Source organism: Pseudomonas sp. B21-036 (assembly GCF_024748925.1).
In the GTDB taxonomy this organism is placed as follows: domain Bacteria; phylum Pseudomonadota; class Gammaproteobacteria; order Pseudomonadales; family Pseudomonadaceae; genus Aquipseudomonas; species Aquipseudomonas palmensis.
Genome location: NZ_CP087178.1, coordinates 655,229 through 670,253, shown reverse-complemented (window position 1 = coordinate 670,253; position 15,025 = coordinate 655,229). Strand labels below are relative to the sequence as shown.

The window sequence follows — 15,025 nt, the reverse complement described above, 5'->3', positions numbered from 1 at the left end:
ACTTTCGGGTGGCGGGCCTTCCGCCCCTGGCACCACAGCCGCATGGGGGCGGCTTTCCCTGCAGAGCGAGGGTTGCGCTCAAGGGCCGATGAGCGCGCAACGCCCTACATCCAAGGTAAACAAGTCACTCAACCTAAAATGAAATGTATGACCCTGATCCAGCGCCCGACAGCCGGCCCTGCCTAGCCGGTCATCGCCAGCAGCGGCTCCAGCAGGTGCCGGCATCTGGCCTTGAGTTCGTCGCGCAGCAACTGCACCGGCTTGCCGAGCTGCGCCCGGTGGGTGCACAGCAGATTCAGCGGCGCAGCTTCACCCCGCACCCCGGGCAGCAGCACTTCGAGGCGCCCGGCCTTCACATCGGCTGCCACATCCAGCCATGACTTGTAGGCAATGCCCACACCTGCCACGGCCCAGCGCCGTACCACGTCGGCGTCGTCGCAAAAGCGGTCGCCACGCACCAGCACCGTCTGTGTCGCGGCCCCGTCACTGAAGCGCCACTGGTCATGCACACGGCCACCCAACTGGTACAGCAGGCAGTTGTGCTCGGCCAGCTGTGCAACCGTCGCCGGTTGGCCATGGCGCGCCAGATAATCAGGTGCGGCGCACAGCACCCGGCGGTTGTCGGGGCACAGGGGCAACGCCACCAGGCTCGAGTCTTCGGGGGTGCCGTAGCGCAGCGCCACATCCACCGGCTGGCGAAACAGGTCGGCATTGCGATCGCCCAGCAGCAGGCGCACGTTCAGCAATGGGTGCGCCTGCTGCAACTGGTCCAACCAGGGCAACAGCACATTGCGTCCGAAATCCGACGGTGCCGACAACTGCAGCACGCCGCTCACCTCGGCCTGGCCCTGAGCCAACGCTCGCCGTCCCTCCTCGAGGCTGGCCAAGGCTACCCGGGCGTGGTTGAGGAACCCCTCGCCTTCAGCGGTCAGGCGCAGACTGCGCGTCGAACGGGCCAGCAGCCGCACCTTCAATTGCGCCTCAAGGCGCTTGAGCGCTGCGCTCGCCACTGCCGGCGAAAGGTCGAGCTGGCGCGCAGCGGCCGACAGGCTGCCCAGTTCCGCGGCGCGCACGAACAGTTGCAGATCATCGGTACGCAGCACTTGTCGGCCTCATTATCAAAAAAAAATTGAAAGTATCTGCCGTTTTATCGGGTTTTAACCCCAAGTGAAAGCACTGATGATGGCGGCACTCCCCCCCTCAAGGACCTCTTCATGAAAGCCATTGCCTACTATCAATCGTTGCCGATCGCCGACCCCGCCGCGCTGCAGGACATCGAGCTGCCCGCCCCGCAGCCTGGCCCGCGCGACCTGCTGGTGCAGGTGCACGCCATCTCGGTCAACCCGGTCGACACCAAGGTGCGCCAGAACGTGCAACCCGAGGCCGGCGTGGCCAAGGTGCTGGGGTGGGACGTTGCCGGTGTGGTCAAGGCGGTGGGCAGCGAGGTCAGCCTGTTCCAACCTGGCGACAAGGTCTACTACGCAGGCTCCATCGCCCGCGCCGGGGGCAACAGCGAGCTGCACGTGGTCGACGAGCGCATCGTCGGGCACATGCCCCGAACCCTGGGTTTCGCCGAAGCCGCCGCATTGCCGCTGACCGCCATTACCGCCTGGGAGCTGCTGTTCGAACGCCTGCAGATCGCCGAAGGCAAGGCCGACCTGGGCCAGAGCCTGCTGATCGTCGGTGGCGCCGGCGGCGTCGGTTCGATCCTGACTCAACTGGCCAGCCAACTGACCGGGCTCAAGGTCATCGCCAGCGCTTCACGCCCCGAAACCCAGGCCTGGGTAAGGGAGCTGGGCGCCGATGTGGTAGTCGATCACCGTCAGCCCCTGGCCCAGGCCCTGAAGGCGCAGGGTATCGATAGCGTTACCCACGTTGCCAGCCTCACCCAGACCGACCAGCACCTGGATCAGCTGGTCGAGGCACTCGCCCCGCAGGGCAAACTGGCGCTGATCGACGACCCCAAGCAGTTGGACGTGACCAAGCTCAAGCGCAAGAGCCTGTCGCTGCACTGGGAATTCATGTACACCCGCTCGCTGTTCGAAACCGCCGACATGCAGGCACAACACACGCTGCTCAACCGCGTGGCCGAGCTGATCGACGCAGGCACCCTCAAGACCACCCTGGGCGAGCATTTCGGCCCGATCAATGCAGCCAACCTGCGCCGGGCCCACGCGCTGCTCGAAAGCGGTGCAGCCAAGGGCAAGATCGTGCTGGAAGGGTTCTGAGCCCCTCCGGGCCCCGGCATGACCGTCAGTCAGTACACTGACGCCGGTCATGCCGGGGCCCGGTCGCGGCGCTACAATGCTGCTGCATTTACCCAACCACACAGGTAGGCAGCGATGAAGATTATCGTCAGTGCATCAGCCCGCAAACCCGGGTGCCCGTGGCAGGTTCAGCTCGACCAGCATGTGGTCAGCTTTCGCAGCGAGGCCGAGGCTCGCGCCTTTGTCGACACCCTGCAACAACGCTTGCGGGCCCCGCACCCGCTCAAGCAGGTCGGCTGAGCTGCAGGCGTCGGGTCAACATCGCCACGCCCACCGCCGCCGCACCGCACAGGCTGATGACCAGCGCCATCGGCAGCGCGCTGCCGTCATGCAGCACTCCCACCAGGGCAGCCGCACCCGCCGCCACGCTGAACTGCACGCACCCCAGCAACGCCGAGGCACTGCCGGCGTGGGCACCCTGCCCGCTCATGGCGCAGGCCGAGGCGTTGGGGATGATGCAGCCAAGGCTGGCAATGCACACGAACAGCGGCACCAGCAACGGCCACAGCGCCTGCGTATGCAGCGCGCTGATTCCCAGCAGCACCAGCCCGGCCGCCAGGTATACCCACACCGTGCGGGCCAGCAAAAAGGCAGGCCCACGCTTGGCCAGCAATCGCGCATTCACCTGCGCCACCAGGATGAAGCCCGCCGCATTGCTGCCGAACAGCCAGCCGTAATGTTCGGCCGGTACGCCATAAAGCTTGATGAACACGAAGGGCGACCCGGCGATATAGGCGAACATGCCGGCAATCGCGATGCCGCCGGTCAGTGCATGCCCCATGAACACGCGGTCCTTGAGCAGGCGCCCGTATTGGCGCAACGCCCCCGACAGCGGCTGGCGTGGTTGGTTGGAAGGCAGGCTCTCCGGCAGGCCCAGGGCAACGGCCAGCGTACAGCCGGCGCTGAACAGGGTGAGCGCGAGGAAGATCGACTGCCAGCCATACAGGTTGACCAGCACCCCGCCCAGCATCGGGGCAAGGATCGGCGCCAGGCCCATCACCAGCATCAGTTGCGAGAACACCTTGGCCGAAGCCACTGCATCACACTTGTCGCTGACGATGGCCCGCGACAGCACCATGCCTGCGCAACCACCCAGGGCCTGTACAAAACGCGCGGCGATCAGGGCGTCCAGGCTCGGTGCAAAGGCACAGGCCAGCGACGCCAGGGTAAACAGGGTCACCCCGACCAGCAGCGGAATGCGTCGACCGAAGCGGTCGGCCACCGGGCCATAGGCCAGCTGCCCCAGCGACAGGCCCAGGAAATAGGCCGCCAGGGTGGTCTGGATGTGTTTTTCGTCGGTCGCAAAGGCCAGGGCCATTGCCGGGAAGCCGGGCAAGTAGAAATCGATCGCCAACGGCCCGAACGCACTGAGTGCGCCGAGGATCAGGATGGTGCGCAGGTTCATCGGGAATCCATAGCAGGCTAAGCAAGTGCCTTAGTCTAACCGGGCTGCCATGGATAAGCCGCGAATCTTTTGCCGAATTCGCTGGCACGTGCGCCCCTTGTTGGAGCCGGCCTTGCCGGCAATCGAGCGCGCAGCGCTCGCACACCGGAATGCACAGTGCAGCAGACACACCGCCCATGCAGGGTCGGTAGCCGCTTCGCGCCGGTTCGCCAGCAAGGCTGGCTCCTACAGGCGAAGCGGCTACCGGCTTGTTCAGGCCACAAGCTCGGCCTTGTAACCCTCATCGACAATCGCCTGCACGATCTGCGGCGCCTGCAGCGAACTGTCGACGCGCACCTGCTTGCTGGCCAGGTCCACCTCTACGATGGCCTGTGCATCCTGGCTCTGTACCGCACGGGTCACGGCCTTCACACAGTGGCCACAGGTCATGCCTTGAACAGTGAATACTTGCATGGGAACTACCTCCTTGGGATTTGAGCGCAGTCTCAAGCTTGCCATCGGGGCAAGGTCAAGTGCATGCCGAACTGGAAATCCGCGCCAAGCTCGGCCAAGCTGCGCCCTTGTCGAACGATCAGCAGGAGATTCATTCATGGGCAGGGCAGCATTGGGCCTTATCGGTTTGCTCGGGTTGTGCAGCATCGTGCCCCTGGCCAGCGCCGAAGGGCCGTCGGACTACAGCGTGTTGATCATTTCCCGCGAGCGTCTGGAGGTCGCCACGTCCTGCGAGATCGGCATCTATCTCAACGACCAGCTGTCGGCGCGACTGTTCCAGGAACACTCCACCTCGTTCAACCTGCCGGGCGGCCCGGTGAACGTGCGCCTGCGCCTGCTTCCCGGGCAGGCACCGGGTTGCAACAACGGCATCGAGAACCAGCGCAGCACGCGAATCAACGTACTGGCGGGCCAGGTCAACAAGTACCGCATCGTCATGGACAACAATGGCCTCAGCCTGAAGAAGGCCGCTCTGGGCTATTGACCTTGCCAATGGGGTAAGGTTGATGCTTGGCGCCTGTCCAAGGAGGAGAGCCCCATGTCCGCATCAACCACCTTCGATCTGCCGATTCAAGGCATGACCTGCGCCAGCTGCGCCGGTCGTGTCGAGCGCGCCCTGCGCAAAGTCGCCGGCGCCGAACACGTCAGCGTCAACCTCGCCACCGAACACGCCCGGGTGCAAGCCCCTGCCGGCGCCCTGCCGGCACTGGTCGACGCTGTCAGCCAGGCCGGTTACAGCGTGCCCGCCCAGAGCCTCGAACTGCAGATTGGCGGCATGACCTGCGCCAGCTGTGCCGGGCGCGTGGAGCGGGCCTTGAACAAGGTGCCCGGCGTACAGCGGGTCAGCGTCAACCTGGCCAACGAGCGCGCGCACATCGAGCTGCTGGGGCAGGTCGACAGCGCGCTGCTGATCGACGCGGTGACCCAGGCAGGTTACACGGCCAGCCTGCCGCAAGCGGGCAAGGCCGACCAGGCCGACGCCGAGCGACGCCTGCGCAAGGAGCGCTGGTCGGTCGGCCTGGCCATACTGCTGGCCCTGCCGCTGGTGCTGCCGATGCTGCTGCAGCCCTTCGGCATCCACTGGATGCTGCCGGCCTGGGCACAGTTCGTACTGGCCACCCCCGTGCAGTTCATCCTGGGCGCACGCTTCTATGTCGCGGCCTGGAAGGCGGTACGCGCCGGGGCCGGCAACATGGACCTGCTGGTAGCCCTGGGCACCAGCGCCGGTTACGGCCTGAGCCTGTACGAATGGGCGCGGGCCACCGCAGGCAGCATGCCGCACCTGTATTTCGAAGCCTCGGCGGTGGTCATCGCCCTGGTGCTGCTGGGCAAGTACCTGGAAAGCCGCGCCAAGCGCCAGACCGCCAGTGCCATCCGCGCCCTCGAAGCCCTGCGCCCTGAGCGCGCCCTGCAGGTGATCGACGGCCAGGAGCGCGACGTACCCATCAGCGCCCTGCGCCTGCATGACCTGGTGCGCGTGCTGCCTGGCGAACGCTTCCCGGTGGACGGTGAGGTGATCGAGGGCCAGAGCCATGCCGACGAAGCCCTGATCAGCGGCGAAAGCCTGCCCGTGCCCAAGCAGCCGGGCGACCGCGTGACCGGCGGCGCCATCAACGGCGAAGGCCGCCTGCTGGTAAGTGTGCTGGCCCTGGGTACTGAAACCGTGCTGGCGCGCATCATCCGCCTGGTCGAAGACGCCCAGGCCGCCAAGGCCCCCATCCAGAAACTGGTCGACCGGGTCAGCCAGGTGTTCGTGCCAGCCGTGCTGGTGCTGGCCCTGGCAACCCTGGTCGGCTGGTGGCTGGCCGGCGCGCCAATCGAAACCGCGCTGATCAATGCCGTGGCCGTGCTGGTCATCGCCTGCCCCTGTGCCCTGGGCCTGGCCACACCCACCGCGATCATGGCCGGTACCGGCGTGGCCGCGCGCCACGGCATCCTGATCAAGGACGCCGAAGCGCTGGAGCGTGCCCATGCAGTCAACCGCGTGGTGTTCGACAAAACCGGCACCCTCACTTCCGGCAGCCCGCGCATCGTTCACAGCAAGGCCCAGGGCATCGAGGCAGGCGAACTGCTGCAACTGGCCGGCGCCCTGCAACGCGGCAGCGAACACCCGCTGGCCAAGGCGGTACTGGATGCCTGCCAGGAGCAGGGCCTGACCGTACCCGACATCGACGACAGCCAATCGCTGACCGGCCGCGGCATCGCCGGCCACCTCAATGGCCGCGATCTGGCCCTGGGCAACCGTCGCCTGCTGGAAGAAAGCGGCCTGCAACCGGGTGAACTCGCCACCAGCGCCCAGGCCTGGGAGGCCGAGGGGCGCACCTTGTCGTGGCTGATCGAGCGCGGTGCGCAACCACGGGTGCTGGGCCTGTTCGCCTTCGGCGACAGCCTCAAACCTGGCGCAGACGCCGCCGTACGCCAGCTGAGCCAACAGGGCATCAGCAGCCACCTGCTGACCGGCGACAACCGCGGTAGCGCCAAGGTGGTGGCCCAGGCCCTTGGCATCAATGACGTATACGCCGAGGTGCTGCCGGCCGACAAGGCCGCCACTGTTCTCGAACTGAAGAAATCGGGTGTGGTAGCGATGGTGGGTGATGGCATCAACGACGCGCCGGCCCTGGCCGCCGCCGACATCGGCATCGCCATGGGTGGCGGCACCGATGTGGCCATGCAGGCCGCCGGCATCACCCTGATGCGCGGCGACCCGCGCCTGGTACCAGCCGCCCTGGAGATCAGCCGCAAGACCTACGCCAAGATCCGCCAGAACCTGTTCTGGGCCTTCATCTATAACCTGATCGGTATTCCGCTGGCGGCCTTCGGCCTGCTCAACCCGGTGCTGGCCGGTGCGGCCATGGCCCTGTCGAGCGTCAGCGTGGTCAGCAACGCCTTGCTGCTCAAAACCTGGAAACCGCAAACGCCGCCACAGGACGATGCCACATGAACATCGGACAAGCCGCCAAACGTACCGGCCTGAGCGCCAAGATGATCCGCTACTACGAGTCCATCGGCCTGCTCAAGCCGGCCTCGCGAAGCGACAGTGGCTACCGCCTCTACCAGCAGGACGACCTGCACGCGCTGGCATTCATCAAGCGCTCGCGAGACCTGGGGTTTTCATTGGAGGAAGTGGCCAAACTGCTGACCTTGTGGCAGGACCGCCAGCGCGCCAGCGCCGATGTGAAAGCCCTGGCCAACGAGCATATAGCCGACCTGAACCGGCGCATCGACGAACTGGTGAGCCTGCGCGATACGCTGAGCGAGCTGGTCGCCCACTGCCAGGGGGACGATCGCCCCGACTGCCCGATCCTCAAGGACCTGGCAGCCGGCAGCTGCTGTCACTAGCGCGTTACTGCATCCACGGCGGTGGCGGTTCCTCGGCCTTGGCCGGGCCGTTCTCCGCCTCGGCGCGTGCAGCCTGCCGGCGCGCCTCGTCCAGGCGTGCCGCTTCGATCTCGCGCATCACCCCGTCGACATCGGCGCTGTGCTCGTCCTCCGCGAACTGCCCGCTCAGCGGGCTTTCCGGAGTAAGCTCGCCGGCCTCGTACAACGCCCACATTTCCTTGGCGTAGCGGGTGGCCTTGAGCTCCGGGGCAAACTGGCCGAAGTACCCGGCCATGTTCCCCACATCGCGCTCGAGCATGCTGAACGCATGGTTGTTGCCGGCCGCATCCACCGCCTGGGGCAGGTCGATGATCACCGGGCCGTCAGGGCCGAGCAGCACGTTGAATTCCGACAGGTCGCCATGCACCAGGCCGGTGCACAGCATCAGCACGATCTGGCGGATCACGAAGTCGTGGTACTCGCGGGCCTGATCGGCCTCCAGGTGCACGTCGTTCAGGCGTGGCGCCGCATCGCCATGGGCATCGGACACCAGCTCCATCAACAGCACCCCATCGAGAAAATCGAACGGCTTGGGTACCCGCACGCCGGCACTGGCCAGGCGAAACAGGGCTGCCACCTCGGCATTCTGCCAGGCCTCCTCGGCCTCTTTGCGCCCATACTTGGAGCCCTTGGCCATGGCCCGCGCCTGGCGGCTGTTGCGCACCTTGCGGCCCTCCTGGTATTCGGCGGCCTGACGGAAGCTGCGCTTGTTGGCCTCTTTGTAGACCTTGGCGCAGCGCAGCTCGGTACCGCACCGCACCACGTACACCGCGGCTTCCTTGCCACTCATCAGGGGTCGGATGACTTCATCGACCAGCCCGTCTTCTATCAGTGGTTCTATGCGTTTTGGAGTCTTCATCGGCTTTTGTTCTGGGTCCTGTTTTGCCAAACACACGGGTATCACGGGTTGCCGGCCATCGTCTCACAGCCATGAGCCAGATGCGCGCTCACGATACAACAAGGCCCTCAAAGGAAGTGGACCCGATAATGTCCAAATAATTTAATCCCGCCTGCACCGAGTGCCCCCTGGCTTCCCGGACATGGCAGACACTCACTGCCTGAACAGTTCCCCCGGCGTTGCCCCGAACAAGCCCTTGAACGCCACGATGAACGCCGACGTCGACTCATAGCCGCAACCCAGCGCCGCCTGGGTCACGCTCTGCCCCTGCTCCAGCGCCTGCAGCGACGACAGCAGGCGCATGCGCTGGCGCCAGCCGCGAAAGCTCAGCCCCGTCTCGCGCTGAAACAACCGCATCAGGGTCTTCTGCGAACGCCCCAGGCGCTCGGCCCAGTAGGCCAGGCCGGCGTCCTGCTCCGGGTGCGCCAACAATGCATTGCACACCTCGAGCAGGCGCGGGTGCTGCGGCAGCGGCAACGAAAAACCCACCTCCGGCAGCCCCTGCAACTGCTCCAGCAGCACCTGCACCAGATGGGCCTCGGGGCTCTCGCCTTCGGCGTAATCCACCGGGAACAGGCAGAACTGCTTGATCAGCTCACGGGCCAGCGGCGTCACCTCCAGCACCCGGCAGCGCGGCCCGGCCCACGCCGCATCGGCCTGACGCACATACAGGCTGCGCATTTCGGCACGAGTCGAGGTAATCACCTCATGCTCCACCCCGGCCGGTATCCACACGCCCCACTGCGGCGGCGCAAAAAAACTGCCCTCGGCGGTGTACACCCCCAGCACCCCGCTGATCGCATAGGAAAACTGTATCCAGTCGTGTCGATGACGCGGCGTCCACGAGCCAGCCCCCAGGCTTTCGGCACGCGCATACAGTGGCCGCGGCAGGGCATCGAGCAGCGGGATTGGGCGTGGCAGCAGATTTTGTCCGTTACTCGGCATCGCTTGGCCTTGTGTCGCGAGACGGAAGAATGGCCACAGGTTAGCCTGCCGCTTCGTTATTACAAGATGATTCGCAGGCCCGCCTATGCAAGCTCACCTCAAGCGCGTGGTAACCGACTGGTTTCTGTGCGGCATGTTTCTCGCCACCTTCCTCGCCTGGCTGTTCCCGCACTTCGGTGCCAGCGGCGGCTCGATGCACGCCGAATACGTGATCAACATCGGCGTGTTCGTGGTGTTCTTCCTGCACGGCATCAACCTGTCCAGCGAACAGATCCGCCATGGCCTGAAGAACTGGCGCCTGCACCTGATGGTGCAGGGCTTCACCTTCGTGGTGTTCCCGCTGCTGTGGTGGCTGGGCAACAGCGTGCTGGGCAGCCATGTGCCGGCGCTGCTGATGCTGGGCTTTCTGTACCTGTGCGCCCTGCCCTCGACCATCTCCTCGTCGGTGGCGCTGACCGGCAGCGCCGGCGGCAACGTGCCCGCCGCGATCCTCAACGCCAGCCTGTCCAGCGTGCTGGGCATCTTCCTGACCCCGTGGCTGGTGAGCCTGGTGGTGGGCAACGGCAGCGATGGCATCGACCTGGGCGCCACCCTGCTCGACCTGTGCGCCATGCTCCTGCTGCCGCTGGTGCTGGGGCAGTTGCTGCGCCCGTGGCTGGGCCGCTTCTTTGCCCGCCACAAGCGCTACACCAACGTGATGGACAAGGTGGTGATCCTGCTACTGGTGTACGCGGCGTTCTGCAACTCGATGATCTCGGGGCTGTGGCAGCAGCAGGGTGGCTCGGTACTGCTCACCGCCGTTCTGGGCAGCGCGTTGCTGCTGGCGCTGATCCTGTGGCTGACCACCCGCAGCGCGCGGCTGCTCAGGTTCAGCCCGGCCGACGAGATCGCCGCAGTGTTCTGCGCCAGCAAGAAATCCCTGGCCGCCGGCGCACCGATGGCCGCATTGATCTTCGGCGCCCATCCCGGGCTGGGGCTGATTCTGCTGCCGATCATGATCTATCACCCGCTGCAGTTGATCGTGTGCTCGATCATGGCCGAACACTACGCCAACCGCCCGGCGCCCCTGGCCAAGGAGGCGCCGCTGGTCAGCGCTCGATGATCGCGGTCACGCCCTGCCCGCCCGCGGCGCAGATCGAAATCAGCCCGCGGCCCTGGCCGGCCTCGTCCAGCAGCTTGGCCAGGTTGGCCAGAATGCGCCCGCCGGTGGCGGCGAACGGGTGCCCTGCTGCCAGCGAACTGCCCTTAACGTTGAGCCTGTCGCGGTCGATGGCGCCCAACGGCTCGCTCAGGCCCAGCCGGCTCTGGCAGTAGTCGGCGTCTTCCCAGGCCTTCAGCGTGCACAGCACCTGGGCGGCGAAGGCTTCGTGGATCTCGTAGAAGTCGAAGTCCTGCAGGGTCAGGCCGTTGCGCTCCAGCAGTCGAGGTACCGCATAGGCCGGCGCCATCAGCAGCCCCTCCTGGCCTTTGACGAAATCCACCGCAGCATTCTGACCATCGAGAAAATACGCCTTGATCGGCAGCCCGCGCTCGCGGGCCCACTCTTCGCTGGCCAGCAGTACCACCGAAGCGCCATCGGTCAGTGGCGTGGAGTTGCCCGCCGTCAGCGTGCCCTTGGCGCTGCGCTCGAACACCGGCTTGAGGCTGGCAAGTTTCTCCAGGGTCAGGTCCGGGCGCAGGTTGTGATCGCGGGTCAGGCCCAGAAAGGGCGTGAGCAGGTCGTCCTGCCAGCCTTCGGCAAACGCCCGGGCCAGGTTCTGGTGGCTGCGCAAGGCCAGCTCGTCCTGCTCGGCACGCCCTATCTGCCAGGTCTGCGCCATCAGCTCGCAGTGCTCGCCCATCGACAGCCCGGTACGCGGCTCGCCATTGCGCGGCAGCTCGGGCTTGAGGTGCCAGGGCCTCAGTTGCAGGAACACCTTTAGCTTGTCGCCCGTGGTCTTGGCCCGATTGGCCTGCAGCAGCAACTTGCGCAGCCCCTCGTTGACCGCAATCGGCGCATCGGAGGTGGTGTCCACACCGCCGGCAATGCCGCTGTCGATCTGCCCCAGGGCGATCTTGTTGGCCACCATCAGCGCGGTTTCCAGCCCCGTGGCGCAGGCCTGCTGCAGGTCATAGGCCGGGGTCTGCGGCGACAGCCGCGAGCCCAGCACGCATTCGCGGGTCAGGTTCATGTCGCGCGAGTGCTTGAGCACCGCGCCCGCCGCCACTTCGCCCAGTTGCAGGCCATGCAGGCCGAAACGCTCCACCAGCCCTTCGATTGCCGCAGTCAGCATCGCCTGGTTGCTGGCCGTGGCGTAGGGCCCGTTGGAGCGGGCGAACGGGATTCGATTGCCGCCGATGATCGCGACCCGACGTAAAGCGCGCATGCACAGACTTCCTTATTCCGAGACGGGATAGACCCGCTATAGCGTAGGTGTTTTTTCGCCAGTCGAACGACCGAAGGCGAAACATGGTCCACACTTTGGTGCTTAATTTCCGGGAGACGTTCACATGAGCGACCGCTATATCGACTTCGCCAACTCTTCATTCGGTCGGCGCGTGGCCGGTGCCGTCGGCCTGCCCACCCCCGCCCGCCTGGAGCGCTGGGAAGCCGGCAGGCTGCGCCCGGTCGAAGGCGCCCTGCTGCTCGGCGGCGGGCCGCTGGTGACGAACGTGGCCGCCTTTGCCAGGCGCCTGACCGACGAGGTCTACAGCTATGCCGATGAAAGCCTCGAACTGCCGGCCTGGGTCGCGGGCCTGGGGCCCAAGCTCAAGGCCGTGGTGTTCGACGCCAGCCACCTGAGCGACAGCGACCAGCTCAAGCAACTGCGCGAGTTCTTCCAGCCGCTGCTGCGCAGCCTGGCTGCCAGTGCGCACATCGTGATCCTGGGGCGCGCGCCCGAATCGCTGGACGACCCGCTGGCCAGCGTGGCGCAGCGGGCCCTGGAAGGTTTCAGCCGTTCGCTGGCCAAGGAACTGCGCAACGGCGCCACCCTGCAACTGCTGTATGTGGACCCGGCCGCGCAGGACCAGCTCGAAGGCGCGCTGCGCTTCTTCCTCTCGCCCAAGAGTGCCTTCATCAGCGGCCAGGTGCTGCGCCTGACCGCCTGCGCCACCCAGGTACAGGACTGGTCGCGCCCGCTGGCCGGGCGCAAGGCGCTGGTCACCGGTGCGGCCCGCGGCATCGGCGCCGCCATTGCCGAAACCCTGGCCCGTGACGGCGCCGAGGTGGTGCTGCTCGACGTGCCCCAGGCCAAGGCCGACCTCGACGCCCTGGCCGCGCGCCTGGGTGGGCGCAGCGTGGCGCTGGACATCTGCGCCAGCGATGCATCGGCGCACCTGCTCGAAGCGCTCCCCGAGGGCATCGACATCGTCGTGCACAACGCCGGCATCACCCGCGACAAGACCCTGGCCAACATGACCCCCGAATACTGGGACGCCGTGCTCGCGGTCAACCTCAAGGCCCCCCAGGTGCTGACCCAGGCGCTGCTCGACGGCGGCGCGCTGCACGACAACGCACGCATCGTGCTGCTGGCCTCGATCAGCGGTATCGCCGGCAACCGCGGGCAAGCCAACTATGCCGCCAGCAAGGCCGGCCTGATCGGCCTGGCCCAGGCCTGGGCGCCGCTGCTGGCCAAGCGGGGTGCCAGCATCAATGCGGTGGCCCCCGGCTTCATCGAAACACGCATGACGGCGGCCATCCCCTTCGCCCTGCGCGAAGCCGGGCGACGCATGAGTTCCCTGGGCCAGGGCGGCCTGCCGCAGGACGTTGCCGAAGCCGTGGCCTGGCTGGGACAGCCCGGCAGTGGCGCGGTCAACGGCCAGGTGCTGCGCGTATGCGGCCAGGCCGTGATGGGGGCATGAGCATGGACCGACACTGGCACGATCTGCACCGCACGCAAGGGCTGAGCGGGCTGTACCTGAAGGCTGCGCGCAAGCGCAGCATCACCGGCGACAGCCTGCCCGCCAGCGGCCTGCACTGCGCCATCGGCGTGAATCCACAGCGCCTGCAGGCCTACCGCAAGCTCTGCCACTTCGGCGACGACAGCCACCTGCCGCCGACCTTCCCCCATGTGATGGCGTTCGCCCTGCAACTGCAACTGCTGACCGCCGACGACTTCCCGTTCCCGCTGCTGGGCCTGGTGCACCTGAACAACCGCATCCGCGTGGTGCGCCCGCTGGGTGGCATCGGCACGCTGCGCTTCAGCGTGTTCGTCGACAACCTGCAGCCCCACGCCAAGGGCGCGACCTTCGACCTGATGACCGAAGCCGAAGACAGCCTGGGGCTGCTCTGGCACGAGCGCAGCCGCATGCTGTGTCGCGGCGTCAAGCTCGAAGGCGAGCCACCCGCCGTCGACACCCCTGAACCGCTGCCTCTGGGCGAGCTGACCCGCTGGTATGCCGACAGCGACATCGGCCGGCGCTACGCCAAGGTCTGCGGCGACTACAACCCCATCCACCTGAGTGCGCTCAGCGCTCGCCTGTTCGGGTTTCCCCAGGCCATCGCCCATGGCATGTGGAGCAAGGCCATGGCGCTGGCCGCGCTGCGCGGGCACCTGCCGCTCAGCGGCTACGAGGTGGACGTGGCCTTTCACAAGCCTGTGCGCCTGCCCAGCGAAGTGGTGCTGGAGGGCAGCGCAGTCGCACCCGACGGCCAGTTCCGCCTGGTAGGCCATGGCGACCTGGTGCACATGACCGGCAGTTGGCACACGCTGCACGAATCTTCTAGACCTGCCTGACGGACCGGGCGATAACGGTTTTCTTTGCCGGTAGCACACGATGAACAGCAACTGGATAGATCTGCGCCAGGAGCCCGATACCGGCATCGAGACCTTGCGCGCGCATTTTCGCGGGCATGCCTATGATCCGCATTGGCACGACAGCTACCTGGTGGGCGTGACCGAACAGGGCGTCCAGCAGTTCACCTGTCGCCGCGCCCGCCACCAGAGCACACCGGGCAAGGTGTTTCTGCTCGAACCCGGCGAGTTGCACGACGGCGATGCGCCCAGCCCCGAGGGCTTCACCTACCGCATGCTCTACCTCGACCCGCAATGGCTGGAGCGCGAGCTGCGCGGCTTTACCGAGCATGCCCCGCCCGCCAGCCAACCCGGTTTTGCCCACACCCTGGCCAGCGACCCGCGCCTGGCAGCGGCCACCGCGTGCGCCTTCCAGTCGCTGCACGAACCGGAGCTGCGCATGGTGCGCCAGGCGGCACTGGACCAGTTGCTGGAGCACCTGAGCGGGCATCTGCAATGGCGCCGCCGGCTCGACCCCGACCCGCGCCTGCCGCTGGTGGCACAAAGGGCGCGCGACTACCTGCATGCACACCTGCACCACGACATCGGCCTCGAGCAACTGGCGGCGGCGTGCAACATCGACCGCTTTCGCCTGAGCCGCGCCTTCAAGGCCGCGTTCGGCCTGGCGCCCCACGCCTACCTGGTGCAACTGCGCCTGGCCCATGCACGCCGGCTGCTGGCGGCAGGGTCGAGCCCGGCACAGGTGGCGCCAGCGCTGGGCTTTGCCGACCAGAGCCACCTGGGGCGCTGGTTCCTGCGCGCCTATGGCATGACCCCGGCACAGTACCGCAGGCGCTGCACAAAGCTTCCAGACTGACGCGCGCCAACACGCGAGCATGCAAGCCCCTCTACCAAGGAGCCTGCC

15 protein-coding genes are annotated in these 15,025 nt (G+C 66.6%); 9 read left to right on the top strand and 6 right to left on the bottom strand.

What is annotated here, in order from left to right; genetic code table 11:
• Positions 1-182 precede the first annotated feature (182 nt).
• The gene (locus LOY33_RS03030; RefSeq protein WP_043860960.1) at positions 183-1,103 is read right to left on the bottom strand and encodes a LysR family transcriptional regulator; all 921 of its coding nucleotides are present in this window, start codon (positions 1,101-1,103) and stop codon (positions 183-185) included.
• Between the two features lie 111 nt (positions 1,104-1,214).
• On the opposite strand from LOY33_RS03030, the gene LOY33_RS03025 reads away from it, so the two are divergent.
• Together LOY33_RS03025 and LOY33_RS03020 are read left to right on the top strand one after the other, a co-directional pair.
• The gene (locus tag LOY33_RS03025; protein ID WP_043860959.1) at positions 1,215-2,228 is read left to right on the top strand and encodes a zinc-binding alcohol dehydrogenase family protein; all 1,014 of its coding nucleotides are present in this window, start codon (positions 1,215-1,217) and stop codon (positions 2,226-2,228) included.
• A 114-nt stretch (positions 2,229-2,342) separates the two neighbouring features.
• The gene (locus LOY33_RS03020) at positions 2,343-2,507 is read left to right on the top strand and encodes a sensor domain-containing protein (protein WP_116052671.1); all 165 of its coding nucleotides are present in this window, start codon (positions 2,343-2,345) and stop codon (positions 2,505-2,507) included.
• Here the strand turns inward: LOY33_RS03020 and LOY33_RS03015 are convergent.
• Positions 2,491-3,672, bottom strand: a complete 1,182-nt coding sequence (locus LOY33_RS03015; protein ID WP_258661349.1) for a multidrug effflux MFS transporter — start codon at positions 3,670-3,672, stop codon at positions 2,491-2,493. The two genes, LOY33_RS03020 and LOY33_RS03015, sit on opposite strands and share 17 nt — an antisense overlap.
• Positions 3,673-3,924: 252 nt before the next feature.
• Positions 3,925-4,125, bottom strand: a complete 201-nt coding sequence (locus LOY33_RS03010; RefSeq protein WP_043860957.1) for a heavy-metal-associated domain-containing protein — start codon at positions 4,123-4,125, stop codon at positions 3,925-3,927.
• A 136-nt stretch (positions 4,126-4,261) separates the two neighbouring features.
• Between LOY33_RS03010 and LOY33_RS03005 the strand changes: the two genes are divergently transcribed.
• The 3 genes from LOY33_RS03005 to cueR are packed head-to-tail and all read left to right on the top strand — an operon-like array spanning position 4,262 to position 7,503.
• The gene (locus LOY33_RS03005; protein WP_054916634.1) at positions 4,262-4,648 is read left to right on the top strand and encodes a hypothetical protein; all 387 of its coding nucleotides are present in this window, start codon (positions 4,262-4,264) and stop codon (positions 4,646-4,648) included.
• A 54-nt stretch (positions 4,649-4,702) separates the two neighbouring features.
• The gene (locus LOY33_RS03000) at positions 4,703-7,105 is read left to right on the top strand and encodes a heavy metal translocating P-type ATPase (RefSeq protein WP_258661346.1); all 2,403 of its coding nucleotides are present in this window, start codon (positions 4,703-4,705) and stop codon (positions 7,103-7,105) included.
• Entirely contained in the window at positions 7,102-7,503 is a 402-nt protein-coding gene (gene cueR, locus LOY33_RS02995) for a Cu(I)-responsive transcriptional regulator (RefSeq protein ID WP_043860954.1), read from the top strand. Before LOY33_RS03000 ends, cueR begins: the two co-directional genes overlap by 4 nt.
• A gap of 4 nt (positions 7,504-7,507) precedes the next feature.
• Here cueR and LOY33_RS02990 read toward each other — a convergent pair whose 3' ends face one another.
• Complete coding sequence (locus tag LOY33_RS02990) at positions 7,508-8,401, bottom strand: PA4780 family RIO1-like protein kinase (RefSeq protein WP_043860953.1); 894 nt, start codon at positions 8,399-8,401, stop codon at positions 7,508-7,510.
• Positions 8,402-8,593: 192 nt separating this feature from the next.
• Positions 8,594-9,385, bottom strand: coding sequence for a helix-turn-helix domain-containing protein (locus LOY33_RS02985; protein ID WP_088514185.1), 792 nt, complete (start codon positions 9,383-9,385; stop codon positions 8,594-8,596).
• A gap of 85 nt (positions 9,386-9,470) precedes the next feature.
• Between LOY33_RS02985 and LOY33_RS02980 the strand changes: the two genes are divergently transcribed.
• Positions 9,471-10,487, top strand: coding sequence for a bile acid:sodium symporter family protein (locus tag LOY33_RS02980; protein ID WP_043860951.1), 1,017 nt, complete (start codon positions 9,471-9,473; stop codon positions 10,485-10,487).
• Here LOY33_RS02980 and LOY33_RS02975 read toward each other — a convergent pair.
• The gene (locus LOY33_RS02975; RefSeq protein WP_043860950.1) at positions 10,474-11,751 is read right to left on the bottom strand and encodes an acetyl-CoA C-acetyltransferase; all 1,278 of its coding nucleotides are present in this window, start codon (positions 11,749-11,751) and stop codon (positions 10,474-10,476) included. The genes LOY33_RS02980 and LOY33_RS02975 overlap by 14 nt on opposite strands.
• Before the next feature lie 124 nt (positions 11,752-11,875).
• Between LOY33_RS02975 and LOY33_RS02970 the strand changes: the two genes are divergently transcribed.
• Genes LOY33_RS02970 through LOY33_RS02960 form a run of 3 tightly spaced genes read left to right on the top strand, consistent with a single transcriptional unit; the run spans position 11,876 to position 14,977 of the window.
• A complete protein-coding gene (locus LOY33_RS02970; RefSeq protein ID WP_054916637.1) occupies positions 11,876-13,228 on the top strand; it encodes a 3-oxoacyl-ACP reductase in 1,353 nt (450 codons plus the stop codon).
• Between the two features lie 2 nt (positions 13,229-13,230).
• The gene (locus LOY33_RS02965) at positions 13,231-14,103 is read left to right on the top strand and encodes a MaoC/PaaZ C-terminal domain-containing protein (protein ID WP_088514183.1); all 873 of its coding nucleotides are present in this window, start codon (positions 13,231-13,233) and stop codon (positions 14,101-14,103) included.
• A 40-nt stretch (positions 14,104-14,143) separates the two neighbouring features.
• Positions 14,144-14,977 (top strand): AraC family transcriptional regulator, encoded by an 834-nt coding sequence (locus tag LOY33_RS02960; protein ID WP_043860947.1) that lies wholly within the window; start codon positions 14,144-14,146, stop codon positions 14,975-14,977.
• Positions 14,978-15,025 lie beyond the last annotated feature (48 nt).

Coding starts and splice junctions, on each gene's coding strand:
- cueR (WP_043860954.1), top strand. CDS start 7,102: ATGAACATCGGACAAGCCGCCAAACGTACCGGCCTGAGCGCCAAGATG.
- LOY33_RS02980 (WP_043860951.1), top strand. CDS start 9,471: ATGCAAGCTCACCTCAAGCGCGTGGTAACCGACTGGTTTCTGTGCGGC.
- LOY33_RS02985 (WP_088514185.1), bottom strand. CDS start 9,385: ATGCCGAGTAACGGACAAAATCTGCTGCCACGCCCAATCCCGCTGCTC.
- LOY33_RS03020 (WP_116052671.1), top strand. CDS start 2,343: ATGAAGATTATCGTCAGTGCATCAGCCCGCAAACCCGGGTGCCCGTGG.
- LOY33_RS03010 (WP_043860957.1), bottom strand. CDS start 4,125: ATGCAAGTATTCACTGTTCAAGGCATGACCTGTGGCCACTGTGTGAAG.
- LOY33_RS03015 (WP_258661349.1), bottom strand. CDS start 3,672: ATGAACCTGCGCACCATCCTGATCCTCGGCGCACTCAGTGCGTTCGGG.
- LOY33_RS02975 (WP_043860950.1), bottom strand. CDS start 11,751: ATGCGCGCTTTACGTCGGGTCGCGATCATCGGCGGCAATCGAATCCCG.
- LOY33_RS03025 (WP_043860959.1), top strand. CDS start 1,215: ATGAAAGCCATTGCCTACTATCAATCGTTGCCGATCGCCGACCCCGCC.
- LOY33_RS02960 (WP_043860947.1), top strand. CDS start 14,144: ATGAACAGCAACTGGATAGATCTGCGCCAGGAGCCCGATACCGGCATC.
- LOY33_RS02970 (WP_054916637.1), top strand. CDS start 11,876: ATGAGCGACCGCTATATCGACTTCGCCAACTCTTCATTCGGTCGGCGC.
- LOY33_RS03005 (WP_054916634.1), top strand. CDS start 4,262: ATGGGCAGGGCAGCATTGGGCCTTATCGGTTTGCTCGGGTTGTGCAGC.
- LOY33_RS03000 (WP_258661346.1), top strand. CDS start 4,703: ATGTCCGCATCAACCACCTTCGATCTGCCGATTCAAGGCATGACCTGC.
- LOY33_RS02965 (WP_088514183.1), top strand. CDS start 13,231: ATGGACCGACACTGGCACGATCTGCACCGCACGCAAGGGCTGAGCGGG.
- LOY33_RS02990 (WP_043860953.1), bottom strand. CDS start 8,401: ATGAAGACTCCAAAACGCATAGAACCACTGATAGAAGACGGGCTGGTC.